We start from the raw sequence: 15,982 nt of genomic DNA, 5'->3' as shown, positions 1-15,982 counted from the left end.
TATATTTATTCAGTCGAATTAAGATGCTTGCAACACTTCGCTTACCGTGAAAAATGAACCAAACACAATGATCAAATCATCATTTCCAGCATTTTTCGTTGCTGCAAGTAGCGCATCAGAAACATGCTCAAACTCTACCACTTTTTGTGATTCAGTGAGCACTGTTTTTAATTGTTTACTCTTTGCGCCGCGAGGCACATTAAGAGACGCAACATACCAATTGGCTTTCAGCGATTCAAGTGGTAAAAAACTACCGGCGATATCTTTATCTTCCAACATAGCCACAACCAGATGCAATTGCGTGTATTTCATTCGTCCAATTCGTGCAGCCAATAACTCGGTTGCTTGCGGATTATGGGCGACATCAACAATGATCTTAGGCTGCTGACTAATCTCTTCAAAGCGCCCAGGTAAGCTCGATTTTTCGATGAGTTTGTTGACCTCATCTTGATTGCGAGGTAAATGCCCTAACAAACTCAATACTTGCAACGCCGTTGACGCGTTTTGCATTGGGATCAATGGAATTGATAAATCACTAAATTGGACTGACTGATTATACCAACACCAACTTGTATCACAATCCTCAAAGCCAAACTCTTTTCCTTGCCAAGATGGTTGCGCTTGCATTTTATCAACCGCTATTAACAGTGTTTCTGGCGGCACTGGCTCGCCTACAACTACAGGAACCTTGGGACGCATTATGCCGGCTTTTTCTGTAGCAATAAGCTCTCGGGTATCCCCTAGCCAATCTTGGTGGTCAAGGGCAATACTTGTAATTACAGCGAGATTGGGATCAACTATATTAACCGCATCCAAACGACCGCCTAAACCAACTTCCAACACCACAAAGTCTGGTTGCTGATTGGCAATTAACACTAGCGCAGCTAAGGTAGCAAACTCAAAATAGGTAAGCGAAATAGCACCTCGAGCATGCTCTACTTGCATAAACGCATTCACATGCACTTGTTCGCTTAGCATCAAGCCGTTAATGCGCACTCGCTCCCTATAATCAATAATATGCGGTGAACTATACACGGCAACAGTTTGTTGTTGCATGCGTAACCCCATCTCAATCATTCGACAAGTTGTGCCTTTGCCATTAGTTCCGGCAACAGTCACCACAGAACTGTTTGAAAAATCTAAATTCAAACGCTCATAGACTTGCTGGGTTCGGGCAAGACCCATATCGATAGATTTGCTATGGATGGCTTGTAAATAATCTAGCCAAGTAGAAAGAGACCAGGACAAACTAGGCTTGTTCTGGTCTTCTGTAGATGTGTTATTTGACATTAATGGGGCTGTGTATGTAGCTTTTTCAATAAATCGTAGATTTTGTCACGCATCTGGCGACGGTCAACAATCATATCGATAGCGCCCTTCTCCACTAAAAATTCACTGCGTTGGAAACCATCAGGTAAAGTTTCACGTACGGTCTGCTCAATAACTCTTGGACCTGCGAATCCGATTAATGCTTTAGGCTCAGCGATATTAATATCACCTAACATAGCCAAACTGGCGGAAACTCCACCCATAGTAGGATCAGTTAAAACTGATATATAGGGTAAGCCTTTTTTACTCATTCGCGCTAAAGCTGCACTGGTTTTAGCCATTTGCATCAAGGAAAATAATGCTTCCTGCATACGCGCGCCACCACTGGTTGAATAGCACACCAATGGCATATTATGTTCTAAACAAGCCTCTACTGCTTTGACAAAACGAGCGCCAACAACCGAGGCCATGGAGCCACCCATAAATGAGAATTCAAATGCGGCACAAACTACTGGCATGCCTTTCAATTTGCCTTGCATAACAATCAAAGCGTCTTTTTCTTTGGTTGCTTTTTGAGCGGCGGCTAGGCGATCTTTATAACGTTTAGAGTCTTTGAATTTCAATACATCTTGAGGCTCTAAATCTTCTCCGATTTCTTTTCGATCGGCCTGATCTAAAAAGGAGTTAATTCTTGCTCGAGCCGTGATGCGCATGTGGTGATCACATTTAGGGCACACTTCAAGTTGCTTCTCTAATTCGGTTTTATATAAAACCGCTCCACAAGATCCACATTTAGTCCAAATCCCCTCAGGCACATTACTTTTAATAGAGGACTGGGTTCGCGGTAGTATTTTTTGTATCCAACTCATTCAATTCATCCTAATTGCAAAAATTTGCGCTGTATATGCTGCTATTTTCGCCAAAATCATGATTAATATCGCATTATCGACATCTTATCGACGTAAAATATCTATTCTCGCCATTAAAACATAGTTTAGTCTTGGGAAGAAAACAAAACTGGTCTAAGAAGTAGTAACACTGATTCCGATTGATCGAATGACACTCAGAAAAATGCCGGACCTAGTGGAATCTCAGGAATCCCAAAATGCTCAGGATAAAGTACATCAACTAAATACAAGCCATTTGGTTTAGCCGTAGCCCCTGCCTTAGCCCTGTCTTTTTGATCAAGCAATTTTTTCATCCATTCAACCGGTTGCTCACCACTGCCTATTACGGCAAGACTGCCGGTAATATTTCGTACCATATGATGCAAAAATGCGTTTGCTTGCACATCAATCATAATGTATTGACCGCGTCGTGTAACCTGAATATGTTCAAGCCTACGCACTGGCGAATTAGCTTGGCATAACGAGGCTCTGAATGCACTAAAATCATGCTCTCCCACCAAACATTGTGCTGCTTCATGCATTTTTTGATGGTCAAGTTCAGTATACATATGTGTCAAGCCACCTGCCAGTATTGCTGGGCGAAATGGATTGTTATAAATAATATAACGATAGCGTCGTCCTACCGCAGAAAAACGCGCGTGAAAATCGGGACTCACTTGCTTCGCCCATTTGACAGCAATATCTTTGGGCAAATGCGTATTCACTCCTAATGTCCAACTTCTTTCTGGTCGAAAAGCAGGTGTTTCGAAATGCACTACTTGACCAGTAGCGTGAACCCCAGCATCTGTTCTGCCAGCACATAATACAGCGACAGGATGATTTGCAACTTTGCTCAAGGCTTTTTCTAAATGCAATTGCACACTAGTGACTTGAGATTGTCTTTGCCAGCCATAATAATTGCTGCCATCGTATTCAATCCCTAATGCGATTCGATTTGTTTGTTGTTGTTCCACTGAGGCCCTTGTTTAAAAAGTCTGAATTCCACTAAACGCATTATTTGCGCTATTCAATGCTGAAAATTGCGACATTGTAATGAAATTTACATTACTTTTCATAGCATGTTTGTAAATAGTAGATTGAAAGATAGGTTAAGTTTCCAAATCATAGTCGATAACACACAATAAATATTCAAAATTACTATTTGATAACGGCTGCACTGGAAATTAAAACTACCGATTTTAACGCGTTTTAACGATGCAATTTATTTAAGGTCACTACCACCAAAGCGAACCTGAGTGCCATATACAAGGTTTAATAGTATGCTAAGCTTGTTGAACACAAACGTAGGGACTCGACATGTTATTGAGAAGAATTTCAAAACACGTTAAAGCACAAGATTGGTTCGCTGTAGCAATCGACTTTTTTATTGTAGTTGCAGGTATTTTGATTGCTTTTCAAATAACAAGTTGGAATGAAGCACGCAAAGACAGCAAACGTGAGTTACAAATCATTACTCGTTTGCACTCCGACTTTACAATGCTTGAGAACGATACTGTCGAGGCTATTGAATTCATTAAATCAAATACGCCAATTGTAGAAGAGTTTGAACAGCAAATTCTCAATTACCCTAATGGTGCTGATATTGAACTGATGCAACGTTTTTTTGAAACTGCATTTTCTTTACCCCGCCCAGAAGGCCAGTCAGAAACCTACCAGCAGCTTGTTACTAACGGCGATATGAGTGTTTTAAATAACGAAACTTTGCGCGCTAAACTTGTTTATCACGCCTCTTTAACAGATTATTTTATTCATGCAAATCAAGCTAATCGAGAATGGACAAGGCCCTATCTCGTTTCGTTAGTGCGGTTGAGTTCATTGATCGACGTTTTACCAATGGATGAAGCAATTTCCTCGTCAGGCTCTAGAGCAGATCTGATTGTTGCAATTAGCCTCTACAAAGGCGCTTTCGAAGGTCAGTTAGCAATATTTGAGGCGCATAGAGAGAGCTTTGATAATCTCAAAAACATCCTCATCGAAGAGAGTAAAAAATAGAGTAACTTTGATTACAAAACATATTTCCACATTGAAATCATTGAGTTGATTACTCAGTATTTTAAGCAGTTACCTTTTAACCCATTGATATTTGAATTTATTTTTTAGGGTAAGAAAGAACTGAGCCTACTCTATTTCAATGCAGCCGATGATTGAAGCAATACAATTTGGCTGCTAGTGTAAAGAACATCGGATAAGTAGCGCTAACAGTACAAAAGAATAGTCAACCTTCACCGATTACCGTCGTTGTCTTAGTCAGTTCGTCAACAAGGCCAATAATTCACTTGGTGAAGACTTTAAGCAAGTTTTTCCAGTAGCTCTTTAGCTTCCTCTTGCTGTGTTTGGTCTCCTTTTTGTAATACTTCTTCCAACAACTCTTTAGCTGAGTCAATATCGTCAGTTTCCAAATAGGCTTGGGCCAAATCTAACTTAGCACCAATGCCGTTGTCTGAGTCAACATCCACTTCGTCGGCTTCACCAAAACCTTCGTAAGATTCGAAGGCTGCAGCAAGATTAAGTTCCTTGTCAATATCAAGGGTTCCTTCGGCCTCGATACTTTCGTTGATTAAATCATCCACATCTAGAAAATCGTCTTCTGATTTTTCCTCAGTTACTGTTTCTTTGGTTTGCCCTGGCGCATCATCTATATCATTTAGAAGTGCGTCGAAATCCAAACCACTATCAATGTTGGCTAATGGATCTTTATCAACAATCGGTGAATTTTCCGGTGCGTCTATTTCGCTTGAATCAAGACTATCGAGCAACTCATCAAAGCTTGTATTCTCTAGCTCATCAAGGGAGTTCGTTTCTTCTGCATCATCAGAGGACAACCAATCACCTAACCCAGGTAAATCATCTAACTCTACATTTTCACGCTTTTCAGATGGTTGTTTTTCCGTCTGGGTGTCTTGCTCGTCTAGATAGCCTTCATCAAATGCTTTGAGAGCTTCGTCTAAATCGTCATCATCAAAACCATCCGAATCCTCACCCGTCAAACTATCAATATCATCAATACTTGGGATCTCTTCATCAAAACCCGATAATACTTTCTCTATATCGTCATCTTTCTCTGGCGGGATAATCTGCTCTAATTGCATATCATCCAGATCTTCGCTTGCGGAGCTTAAGGTTTCATCATCTAACTCAACATCAAAACTTGTGGCTTCAGATACCACTTCTTGCTCAAATTCATCTAGCGCCTTGTCGAGATCTTCGATGCCGTGATTTTCGACTTTATTTATGTCGGTATCGCTCTCGCTACTTTGTTCGGCAGTTAAATCTTCTTCAGTGTGCTCTGTCTCTTCAAGGTTTTGTTGTTCTTCTACAACATCTAAAGCTTCCTCGATATCTTGAACTTGCTCTACGTCTTCACTTTTTACATTTATATCTTGTTGAGACTGCTCAACAACAGGCTCTTCAGACTGGCCTTGAACATCAGTTTCAGGTTTGACGGCTTCGTCCGCAGGTTGTTGTTTATCAGCTTCAATTTCGGCTAAAAGTTCGTCTGCAGACAGAGATTCTACACTGCTGTTATCAACACTTTGTTGATTTAGTAAATCGTCGATGTCATCAACATCAACAATATTTTGATTTTCATCGATTTGATTGTCGTTGGATATACCTACATCTAGGTCTTCTGTAGGTTGAACCTCTGCAGAGGTTTCAATTTCGCTGTCAACATTAGCTTCTGTTTCACTATCTTCGATCGCATCAAACAGCTCATCCGCAATATCGAGCTCTTCACCATCGTCAACATCAACGCTGATATCATCGTCATCTTCAATGCTCTCCGACAGTGAATCTAATTCCTGAATTCCCATCTGACTTTCAGTCGACTCGTCATCCGCAGGCGTTTCTGGCTGTTCCTCGAGCATCCCGCCCATTTGCTCCAGTTGCTCTATTTCATTGAGCAACTCATCAGTAATATTATCCAGTTGGGCATTCTGTTGATGAATTTCTTTATCAATACTCTGCAGCATTTCCTCATTCATTAAATCTGAGTTATCAGAAATAATTGAATCGCCATCTTCTTCTGCTAGTGGCTGTTCGAGCAATTCATCGATACTGATTTCTGGTTTGTCGGGCTCATCATCAATGTCTGGGGCTGAAATTGAAGGGCTTGATTCCGCATCCAGATCTGCGGCTTTGGAATCTGAATCGATTTGCTCAACGTCGTTTTCTGACGTATCAATATCTAAATCAGCTATTTCTTCGCTTAACTCGTCATCAGCACTGACATCAAGGTTAGATTCCGACAAATCCAATTCATCATCAGCTAGCACGTCATCGCTTTTTGCTTCTGCTAAACTGTCGCTTTCGCCTAATTCATCACCAATATCAGCAAGTAAGTCTTCTTCTTCATCAAATAAATTATCTAGATCGTCTTCAAGCGGGTTGTCTTCCTTTGCAATATCATCGGTCGACTCTTCTATCACTGGATCTAGACTTTCATCATCCAAATCATCAAAGGCTTCGAAATTGTCGTCACTGTCTGCATCTAAAGACTCTTCTAACTCTTCGGCCAAAACATCATCTAAGAGATCGTCATCGCCAAATAAGTCGTCATCGTCACTATCATCTAGTTCTTCGCTTAATTCATTGGTTAGGGCATCAGCCAGATCATCCATTTCATCACTTTGCTCCAATATCGCAGCGTGATTTTCATCTAGTATGGCGTCAGTTTCAGCTTCAGTGCGCTTGCGACGAATTAACCACATTGCCAATGCGCCGAGTAAACTAATGGTCAAAAGTACTGAAAGAAAAATTAAAAACAGCGGGTCGGTTAGCCAAGCGAAACTATTTTTTTCCAGCTCAGCTTTACGCTGGTTTTCTGCTTCACGGGAAATCGCTAAAAGTTCGTTTTGCAATGCCAGCATCTGGTCCATTTGCACTTGTAATTCTTCATCAACACGCCCACGCAAACTGCTAATTTCGATATCGACTGTATCTAAACGCTCAACTAGTTTGCGGTTTTCATTAAGTAAGCTTTGCACGCTTTCAATTGATTCGGCAAATTGCTGCCGAATTGCCGTAAACTGGCGATTTTGTTCCGCATCAAGAGCACTTAATTTATCTTCTATAACCTGTTTGGTTTCCGATAAGTCATCTTTACTGGCTGCTTCTTTTGAACTTCGAACCACGACTTTATCGGTTTCACCTTTGCTGAAAGCTTGCCATGCGCTATCGTCTTGCTCGGCTTTCATCTGAGCAACTTTAGGGTCTATTCTCGCCACATAACGTTCAGAAGGGAGTTGCAGGATACTGCCATCAACTAGGTGGTTGAAGTTTTGATCTTCAAAGGCATCAGGGTTGAGCTGATAAATCGCCTGCATAACTTGGTATACAGAAAGGTTCTTATTCTGACGGTACCTACTGGCGATTCGCCATAACGTATCTTCAGGTACCACTGGACCATAGGTAGTTCCAGAGAGCTCTGCAGTGTTACTTTTGGGCCCTCTAATTTGTAATTGTTGGGCATCAGTAGTGGCGCTAATAGACCAAAGTCCTACGCTGGCAAATAGTAAAAACGCTACCTGTCGCACATTCATATAATTAAGTCGTCGCCCTGTAATAATTATTATTTTTTGCTCACCTAGATGTGAACAATTCCATAAAAACTAATTGTGAAGTTTTATCTCTAATCAACCTTTATTACTGCGCAGTTAAAATTAGAGCTCTATAAAATGAGTATCAAGCAAAACTCATTCCATACTAAGTTGATTCAAAAATAGTGATCAATAAATATCGATTAATACAAATATAAACCACATAAGATGGATGATCTACATAGATAGAAAATTAAGCGCCATATCGCTGTTTTTTGCTGTTTTAACAACCCAAACTTGCCATTTTTCTAGATACTTACTTTTGGTTATCGGCATAGCGGTTGATTACTAAAAATAAATCAAAAAAAAGGCCAGACGTCAGTCTGACCTTTCATCAATATTAATCTTATTACATGTAATCTCGGACAAGTACTTCGGCTATCTGAACACTGTTTAATGCAGCGCCTTTTCTTACGTTGTCAGACACTACCCACATGTTTAAGCCATTTGGATGAGAGATATCGTTTCTTACTCGACCAACGAATGTTTCATCATGGCCACTAGCATCGCCAACTTGAGTTGGGAAGTCTTCTGGATTCTCCATCAATTTCACACCAGGCGCTTCAGCTAATAGTCTTTTAGCATCTTCAGCATCCAAAGGTGAATGGGTTTCTAAATGTATAGCTTCACCATGACCAAAGAATACAGGTACTCGTACCGCAGTTGCGTTGACCAAAATAGAATCATCGCCCATTATTTTTTGCGTTTCCCAGACCATTTTCATTTCTTCTTTGGTGTAGTCATTGTCCATGAATACATCAATTTGAGGGATTACATTAAATGCGATTTGACGACTAAAGGCTTTAGGTGTTATCTCTCTGCCGCTTAGCAGATCGGTAGTTTGTTTAGCTAATTCTTCCATAGCTGACTTACCGGCACCAGAAACAGATTGATAAGTGGCCACGTTAATACGAGCTATGCCAACGGCATCTTGAATTGGCTTTAATGCCACCATCATTTGAATAGTTGAACAATTAGGATTAGCAATAATATTGCGGTTTCTAAAATCGGCCAATGCATGAGGGTTCACTTCAGGTACTACCAATGGAATATCGGGTTCGTAGCGAAAATGCGACGTGTTGTCGATAACCACACAGCCAGCTTCAGCCGCTTTAGGTGCAAAAATTTCGGAAACACTGCCACCAGCAGAGAAGAAACCAAGTTGAACACTCGACCAGTCGAATGTATCTGCATCTAACACGGTAATCTCTTTGCCCTTGAAGGTCACTTTACCACCCGCGGAGCGACTGCTCGCCAATGGATACAATTTATTAACCGGAAAATCTCGTTGTTCGAGAATTTCAATCATGTGTTGACCAACTAAACCAGTTGCCCCTAAAACAGCAACATCAAAAGCGCGAGACATTAGTGCATTACTCCAAAAAATATAATCAAATTAAGCGAATCGTGAACAAACACGCAGCTTACTCTTCAATGGTATTAAAACCAAGGCCGTAGAGTGCCTCGGAAATGTCTAAATTTCCAGTTTTTAAGGTTACAGATGCAAATTCTCTTCTTATAGCATAGTGTTTTCGGCTATAAACGAAGTCTGCGGCTGATTTGACACCTTGTTTGAACGAGTCACTATCCATTTTAACATTGTAAGTGCTAAGAATTGCAGCGCTGACTTGCTCAAATTTGGTTTTCTCACAAAGGTCTTTAATTTCAATCGTTTCAGCCGCTGGCAGACAACTTTCAAAATTTAATTTTTGCGGTAGGTCAAATCGTTTACACAACTGTTCATACAGCATGTAGGTACCTCTGGCTTTACCTTCAATAGTATGTCCAGCAATGTGGGCTGTAGCAATGCGGCTGTAGGGAACCAAGTCAAAATCAATCCCTGGTTCATTTTCCCATACATCCATATTTAGACGTAAGCCTTTACCACTTTGTAATAGGCTTTTTGCGGCTTGGTTATCAATGACCTCACCACGACAAGCATTGATTAATAATTGAGAGTCATGTAACTCGGACAAGCGCTTAAGATCAAACATGTGATGGGTTACATCGTCTCCTTCAGCAACAAAAGGAACGTGCAGGCTGATAATGTCACATTGACAAATCTCATCGAAGGAATAAAAACGTCTAGTATCCCCTGCTTTTTGTAATGGAGGATCACATAACTTAGTGTTTATACCCAGCACTTGTAAACGTTTATCTAACTGCGTGCCTACATGCCCAGCCCCAACGATACCAACCGTTTTATCAGCCAAAGCGGTTAGGTTATCTGCATATTCGTTTACCAAACAACTCAATACATATTCGGCCACAGCGATTGCATTGCAACCTGCTGCACTGCCCCAAGGAATAGATTTTGCCGCTAACATAGGTTTATCAATGTGGTCGGAACCCGCTGTTGCAGTGGCCACATATTTCAACTTTTGTGCTTTACTAAGTAATTGTTCGGTTACTTTGGTTGTTGAGCGAACCAATAAAACATCGATATCCGTAAGGTCATCAGGTGTTAAGGTTTGACTTGAGAATGACTGAATATCACCAAGGGGTGAGAAAAAGTGCTCGGCATAGGGCATCGAGTCTTCATATAAAATTTTCATGACTAGCATTATTCCGTTGGTTTAGGAAAAATCTTTGAAAAACGAAAGGGCTACTACCTTGCTCGCGAAACTGGGCTAAGTGGTAATTCATGATCATTTCCGACCATTATCTAAATCTTAGTTTATACCTTTAATTTCAAAAAACATCAACACCTAGACTTTTCGAGTCTAAATGGAGCAAATTTAAAAGGGGTATATTTTATTGAAAATCACTGTTAAGTATATAATTTCCCTAAGTTTCACGGCCATTAAACGCAAAAAAATCCGAAGGTATTTTACCTTCGGATTTAATTAAAACAATGTACCCCAAATGCAGTTGTCCAATTGTTTTCAAGTCACGTTTAACCTTCTATAAATAAGGTTTTCTAGCCGTGATTTGTTAGCGTTTTAATTTCTTGCGGCTTAAACCTAAACAAGCAAGCCCCAATCCTAGAAGGGCTATAGAAGATATGTTAGGTACTGCAGCAGCCACTAAGTTAGTTCTAAATTGCAGAGTATATACATCATCGCCTGTAAAGAAACTTCCGACTGTTTGAATATTGCCATTAGCAACGATATCTGTTCCACCTGCTAACGATGTCAGCGCCCCAGCTTCAGTGCTTAAGAAAGGCGTAGTAAAAGTTGAGCTACCCGCTGCGCCTTGCATCTCCCAAGTGTGTAAAAGATTACCGATGCCATCTAAAATGTTAAATGAAAAATCCAAATCAGATAACAGAGTTTGACTATTGAACAATACATAGTTTCCAAGATATTGCATACCGATATCTGAGGACTGCACAATACTGCCGTCAATGGTGGTAATACCTGTCAGCGTCGGGCTTTGGTAATCCCAAAGAAAAGTGATTGCGGCTGAGTTAGCAACCCCCGATAACATCATTAACATTAAAGTACAAAAGCGATTTTTATTTTTTTCACAACGATTTCCTATTTTTTTATTAAACCTTATTGAACTAACATGTTTGAATCAATCCACTTGATTTAGCACTTATGACTCATCACTTACAAGCAATTTCAAAGCCACACTAAATTCCAATTTAAAATCAAATAGTTAAAAGATTTTTCAAGATAACTTTTTTACATTGTAAAAATAATTGACGAAAAAATAGTCACAAAAACTTGTTTTATCTATTGCTCAAATGGATGTAATAAAAGATTGTAAATGCTTTCAATTTACATAGAAGCCAAAATATTAACTACTTTCTTAGGCGAGTTAGCATAGCCAATAAACTAGCGAGCCTAAATTTATCCAACTAAAGAAAGCCAGCTTTATTGCTTATCGCAAACTGAATCGAGGCTTTTCCGGCGATGAAGAAACAGGAATGATCACAACTCATATATTAGCTAATGCGCGCTCTGAGGTCGCCACTGAATTGGCCAACAATTTAAATTCTTGACTGTCCATATAGTTTTTGTCTACATAGTTTTCCACTTAAACAAAATAGGCCGTAATTATGTTCTAGGGTTAATCATATTAGAGATTGCATGCCAATATTAGTACGTATTTCCCTCATAACCTTGTACTACTAAAATTTCGTAAAGCAAACACCTGACGGGTTATTTTTATGACTAAGTCTGCAGTCCAATACTTACTTTACAATGCATTAGCCTACTAATTTATCTGGAAAAAATTAGGGTGTGCAGGATCAGTAAACCGTGTTAAGTCAACAGGAGAGTAAAAAGGTGAACCATCCGGCAAAGTGGTGTCTAAATTCAAACGCGATACGTTAAGTGTTGCGCCCTGCAAATTAGCACCGGTTAAATCTGCTCCTCGTAAATCGGTATAGCTTAAGTCCACATTACGAAAGTCCGAATGCCTAAGCTGAGCTCTGCGTAAGCTAACACCATCCATTGGCAGATTTTGGAAACTACGATGATCGAGGACGAGATCGCCTAACTCTCCTCCAGCAAGCTCTACTAAATCAATATCATGTAATTGGCCTGCTCCAGTTAAATCATCCGCGTATCCGACACTGGGTAAATCAGGTAAATGGCCTAAATTAAAGTGTTCAGCCAAGGCCCCGAACTGACTATCTACATCTAACTCAATTCCTTCAATACCAATATTTCGTCCTCCCCTATGGATATGTGAAGAACTTCTAATTTCAGTTTGAGGTATCGTAATGCTGGCTTCGAACATAGGTCGTAATTCAGTCAATCCGCCACCAGCCATTTCTTCTACCATTTCAACACGATAAGTAATGCGCTCCAATACGTCAAAACCGTTATGAGGAGTCAAACTTAAATCGAGGTGAACACGGAATCGAGTGCCAGGTGCACGCATTTGATGTAGCTCACGAATTAATCTTTCGATACCTTGATTCTGGTAAATTTGATTAACCACTTCAGGGCCATAGGCTATACCAGTATGTAACTCAATGCCAAAACCTGCGCCTGATGCATGTAATCTTTGTGCAGACATATCAGTAAGTAAACGTGATAATTGATTCATTGGGTTATCTGCGGCCAAATCTGCTCGACGGCCTAACTCAGCCGCATGAGAGGCTAATTCCGTTGCATCAACATCGCCTCTCATTACAGCCGCCTGAGCTTGTATAGCTGCCTCATCTGCTTGTTGCCGAATAGACAAAGCAAAATCACTGGCATCATCGCTCAAACCGGCTATTTCTGAACGCGTAGGAAGTATGGATTCATACCCCTGCCGATTCACACCATCGCCAATTAGAATATTAGTATTTGCAGAGCCAAGCTGTTGTGCCTCATCAATAAGGCGCCCACTGGCGCCTGTGTCTATTCGACGAGTCGCGCCCATTGAAACTCGATAACCTCGAGCTTGAGCTTCTAACATATTTATTTGTTCATGAGATCCAAGTGTGTCCCAGTGAACAGATTCGAATAAGTGAAAAACACGCCTATCACCGGCCGTATTTAAGTTGATACGCACTTGTGTCTGCAACAGTTGACGCAGCAAACCTTCTTCGGTGCCAGCAATAACAGTTACCATCCGTTGAAACATTTCAGAGTTAAAATCACCACTGGCAACGACATCAGACAAAGACTGCAAAACTCTATCAGACAATTCAGGTGCTAATTCTCTGGCTAGTAACCTATCTAGATCTGCACTATCAGATAAAGCCGCACGTATTGGCCGAGCACGCTGTTGTTTGAGTTCAGCAACTAAATCGCGGGCCTGTTGCCGCCAAGCTGGACTTTCAGGTGCCCTACGCGCTGCGGACTCAACAGCATCTAAGCGAGCCAATAAACCACTATGCTCCGCTAACTCTTGACGATAAAAAGACCGAATAAGTGTACATTGATCACTACAGCGAATGAGCATGCCGTTGCCAGCAGCTTTTAAATGATGCGCACCATTTTCTATTTCACTGATTAAACGTGCTTGCTCAATTAAATCATCAGTCCCGTTTCGCAGACTCGACGTGACCTCGTCAATTTGTGACTGAACCCGGTGTAACGCCGATTGTGCATTCTGAGATTGAGTCACCTTCTGGCGGATACCGCGAGCGATACTTTCAGCCATAGTTCGGGTTGCATCACCTCCAGGCTCAGCACGGGCTGATTGCTCAACAAGTTCGATAATTCTATTTTCCATTACATCTAGTGCTTCATCAGATGCACTATTCATCGCCCGTCGAATACTCGATGCAGCTCCACGAAATACTTGCCTAGCTGCAGGAAGCTCAAGACCCGCGCCGACAATATCAACGGCCACCCATAGTAACGACGGATCAGCTGCTGATACGGCTTGGGCTTTTTCGAAATGACTACCAGAGGCGGCGACATCCAATTGATATTGATCTAGACTACGAAGGGCGATCGCTGTATTAACCGCTAAACTAGCCCCTGCCCCCACAACTGCAATACCTGCAACTAAGCTACTGCCGCCAGTAGGAATCGCAGCAAGCAATCCAAAACCCAAGGCGAGCACCCCAAGTGCCATGTCTATAAAAGCTTGGTCTTCTTCAGTTTGGGCGCGCATAGCGTTGACCAATTCAGATTGTAGTCCACCATCTTCATAACCAAGTTCACGTTTTGTCCAATCAATAATACGGGGCAACTCCCAAATAACATCATTGTCATCAAGTATGCGCTCTCTCGTTTCAGCTATATTTTCAAGGGTCTCAAATATCGTTTCGCCAACTTGTTGGGCCACTGGTGACATCATGCTATCTAAGGGAATATCATCATTTGATGCAATCGCCCTTAATGCATTGTCATTGCCGTAACCTGGTTCTGCATAAGCGGCTAGAATAGGAAAGTTCTGTTGGTGGACAGATTGTAGAGCATTAAGTACTTCTTGTTGTTCACTAATTTGCCTCCCCAAAGCCTCATGTCGGTCAGGATTGCGAATCATGTCATACACGATTCTTCCACCTATTGCATTCCCCCCTGTACCATGCTGCTCTAAACTTCCTCGCTCAGCCGATAAGCGATTAATGTGTGCCCGGCGGTCTGATAACTGCGATGCGGCTAATCTAAGCGCTTGGGTTTCAGGTGAGTCAACCATAATGCTTAAAGAAACGGGGTTTTGAGTAACATTGACTAGACCATAGCGTATCCGTTCATTATTCACATTGATTTTGCTGAGCTCTAGAATGTTGAGGACGAATTCAACAGCAGCACCTTTGAACTGATTTAAAAAGTTCTGTACTACCGGTAATTGCATGTCAGTAATAGCCAATCCTGCTTCATAACTTTTCCGAAAAAGAGTGATATGGAGATTAACCATTTGCGGGAAACGCTCGCCAAAGCTAGACCAGAGACGCTCTAACGCATTTTCTTCTGAAGGTGTGACCCACCAAGTATTAAGTAATTGCCTTATCGCCGCTATTTTGCGCTCATCGTCCCAAGCAGAAATATCAGTTGCAATGACTTCAACGGCTAACGATTGTGGTGGGGTATTAAAATTTAAATAGTCATCAGATATCCGTTGAATTCTATTTGTGTATCTGCTTTGTTGAACCGTATGAGTTGCCTCATGTGCAATGAGGCCTAAATCAGTTGAGCTTTGTTGCGCTCCTAAATAGATATTATTTTTAAGGGTAAACGCTTTTGCATTGATTGAGGCTGCCATTTGATGGCTTTTTGAATCGGAATGCACCCTCACCTGACTTAAATCAGCTCCAATAACCGGTTCAATTTTATCTTTAATCTCTTTGTTAATTGGCCTACCTGGAGATTTAGAGTTGTGAGTCTTCAGTTGACTTTCAATATTAGTGTGCATATTGACTGGATCTGTCGCGGTATTTTTTAAACTAGTTTGTACAGGTTTAGCAAGTACCTTGCTCGGCATAATTGCATCGTGACTACCAGAGATTACTTTTTCAGCAACTAAATCAGCTTGTTGTTCAAAATGGTCATTAGGCATACCAATATTGAGCTTAGGTTGCATAAAAGAATCAATAGGATCATCGCAGGGTGTTTGGGAGCTCGCACAACTGTTGCATTTCCTTTGTATGTATTGGCTCGCGCTACTTGCTGCAGACATCGTCAGTTGCTGCCAATGTTGATTCAGTTCAGGAGTTTTTTGTTCTACTATTTTAGATAGCGCAGAATTCGCTCGAGCGTTTTTAGTTTCGCCCGCAGTGGAGTCTTTGCTTGATTTTGTGGCATGATGCCGACCGTTCATCATATCTATTGTTAGTAGGTCTAGAATGGACCTATATCCCTCAGTTAT

9 protein-coding genes are annotated in these 15,982 nt (G+C 41.1%); 1 reads left to right on the top strand and 8 read right to left on the bottom strand.

Annotated elements, in window-relative coordinates:
- Positions 1 to 18: 18 nt before the first annotated feature.
- The 3 genes from folC to truA form a co-directional block, all read right to left on the bottom strand.
- Positions 19 to 1,290, bottom strand: a complete 1,272-nt coding sequence (folC, locus tag VUI23_RS06565; protein ID WP_342807402.1) for a bifunctional tetrahydrofolate synthase/dihydrofolate synthase — start codon at positions 1,288 to 1,290, stop codon at positions 19 to 21.
- A complete protein-coding gene (gene accD, locus VUI23_RS06560) occupies positions 1,290 to 2,138 on the bottom strand; it encodes an acetyl-CoA carboxylase, carboxyltransferase subunit beta (protein ID WP_303500241.1) in 849 nt (282 codons plus the stop codon). The genes folC and accD overlap by 1 nt, the downstream gene beginning before the upstream one ends.
- 194 nt (positions 2,139 to 2,332) lie before the next feature.
- A complete protein-coding gene (gene truA / locus VUI23_RS06555; protein ID WP_303500242.1) occupies positions 2,333 to 3,130 on the bottom strand; it encodes a tRNA pseudouridine(38-40) synthase TruA in 798 nt (265 codons plus the stop codon).
- Between the two features lie 343 nt (positions 3,131 to 3,473).
- On the opposite strand from truA, the gene VUI23_RS06550 reads away from it, so the two are divergent.
- Entirely contained in the window at positions 3,474 to 4,169 is a 696-nt protein-coding gene (locus VUI23_RS06550; RefSeq protein WP_342807400.1) for a DUF6090 family protein, read from the top strand.
- Positions 4,170 to 4,465: 296 nt separating this feature from the next.
- On the opposite strand, the gene VUI23_RS06545 is transcribed toward VUI23_RS06550, so the two are convergent.
- The 5 genes from VUI23_RS06545 to VUI23_RS06525 form a co-directional block, all read right to left on the bottom strand.
- A complete protein-coding gene (locus tag VUI23_RS06545) occupies positions 4,466 to 7,717 on the bottom strand; it encodes a FimV/HubP family polar landmark protein (RefSeq protein ID WP_342807398.1) in 3,252 nt (1,083 codons plus the stop codon).
- A 406-nt stretch (positions 7,718 to 8,123) separates the two neighbouring features.
- Positions 8,124 to 9,140 (bottom strand): aspartate-semialdehyde dehydrogenase, encoded by a 1,017-nt coding sequence (locus tag VUI23_RS06540; protein ID WP_216050221.1) that lies wholly within the window; start codon positions 9,138 to 9,140, stop codon positions 8,124 to 8,126.
- A gap of 58 nt (positions 9,141 to 9,198) precedes the next feature.
- Complete coding sequence (locus tag VUI23_RS06535; protein ID WP_342807396.1) at positions 9,199 to 10,329, bottom strand: 4-phosphoerythronate dehydrogenase; 1,131 nt, start codon at positions 10,327 to 10,329, stop codon at positions 9,199 to 9,201.
- Between the two features lie 379 nt (positions 10,330 to 10,708).
- Positions 10,709 to 11,212, bottom strand: a complete 504-nt coding sequence (locus tag VUI23_RS06530; protein ID WP_342807394.1) for a hypothetical protein — start codon at positions 11,210 to 11,212, stop codon at positions 10,709 to 10,711.
- A gap of 726 nt (positions 11,213 to 11,938) precedes the next feature.
- Complete coding sequence (locus VUI23_RS06525; protein WP_342807392.1) at positions 11,939 to 15,937, bottom strand: DUF4157 domain-containing protein; 3,999 nt, start codon at positions 15,935 to 15,937, stop codon at positions 11,939 to 11,941.
- Positions 15,938 to 15,982: the final 45 nt, after the last annotated feature.

It is taken from the genome of Alteromonas sp. M12 (assembly GCF_037478005.1).
GTDB classification, from domain to species: Bacteria; Pseudomonadota; Gammaproteobacteria; order Enterobacterales; family Alteromonadaceae; genus Aliiglaciecola; species Aliiglaciecola lipolytica_A.
This window is presented reverse-complemented; position numbering and strand designations above follow the sequence as displayed.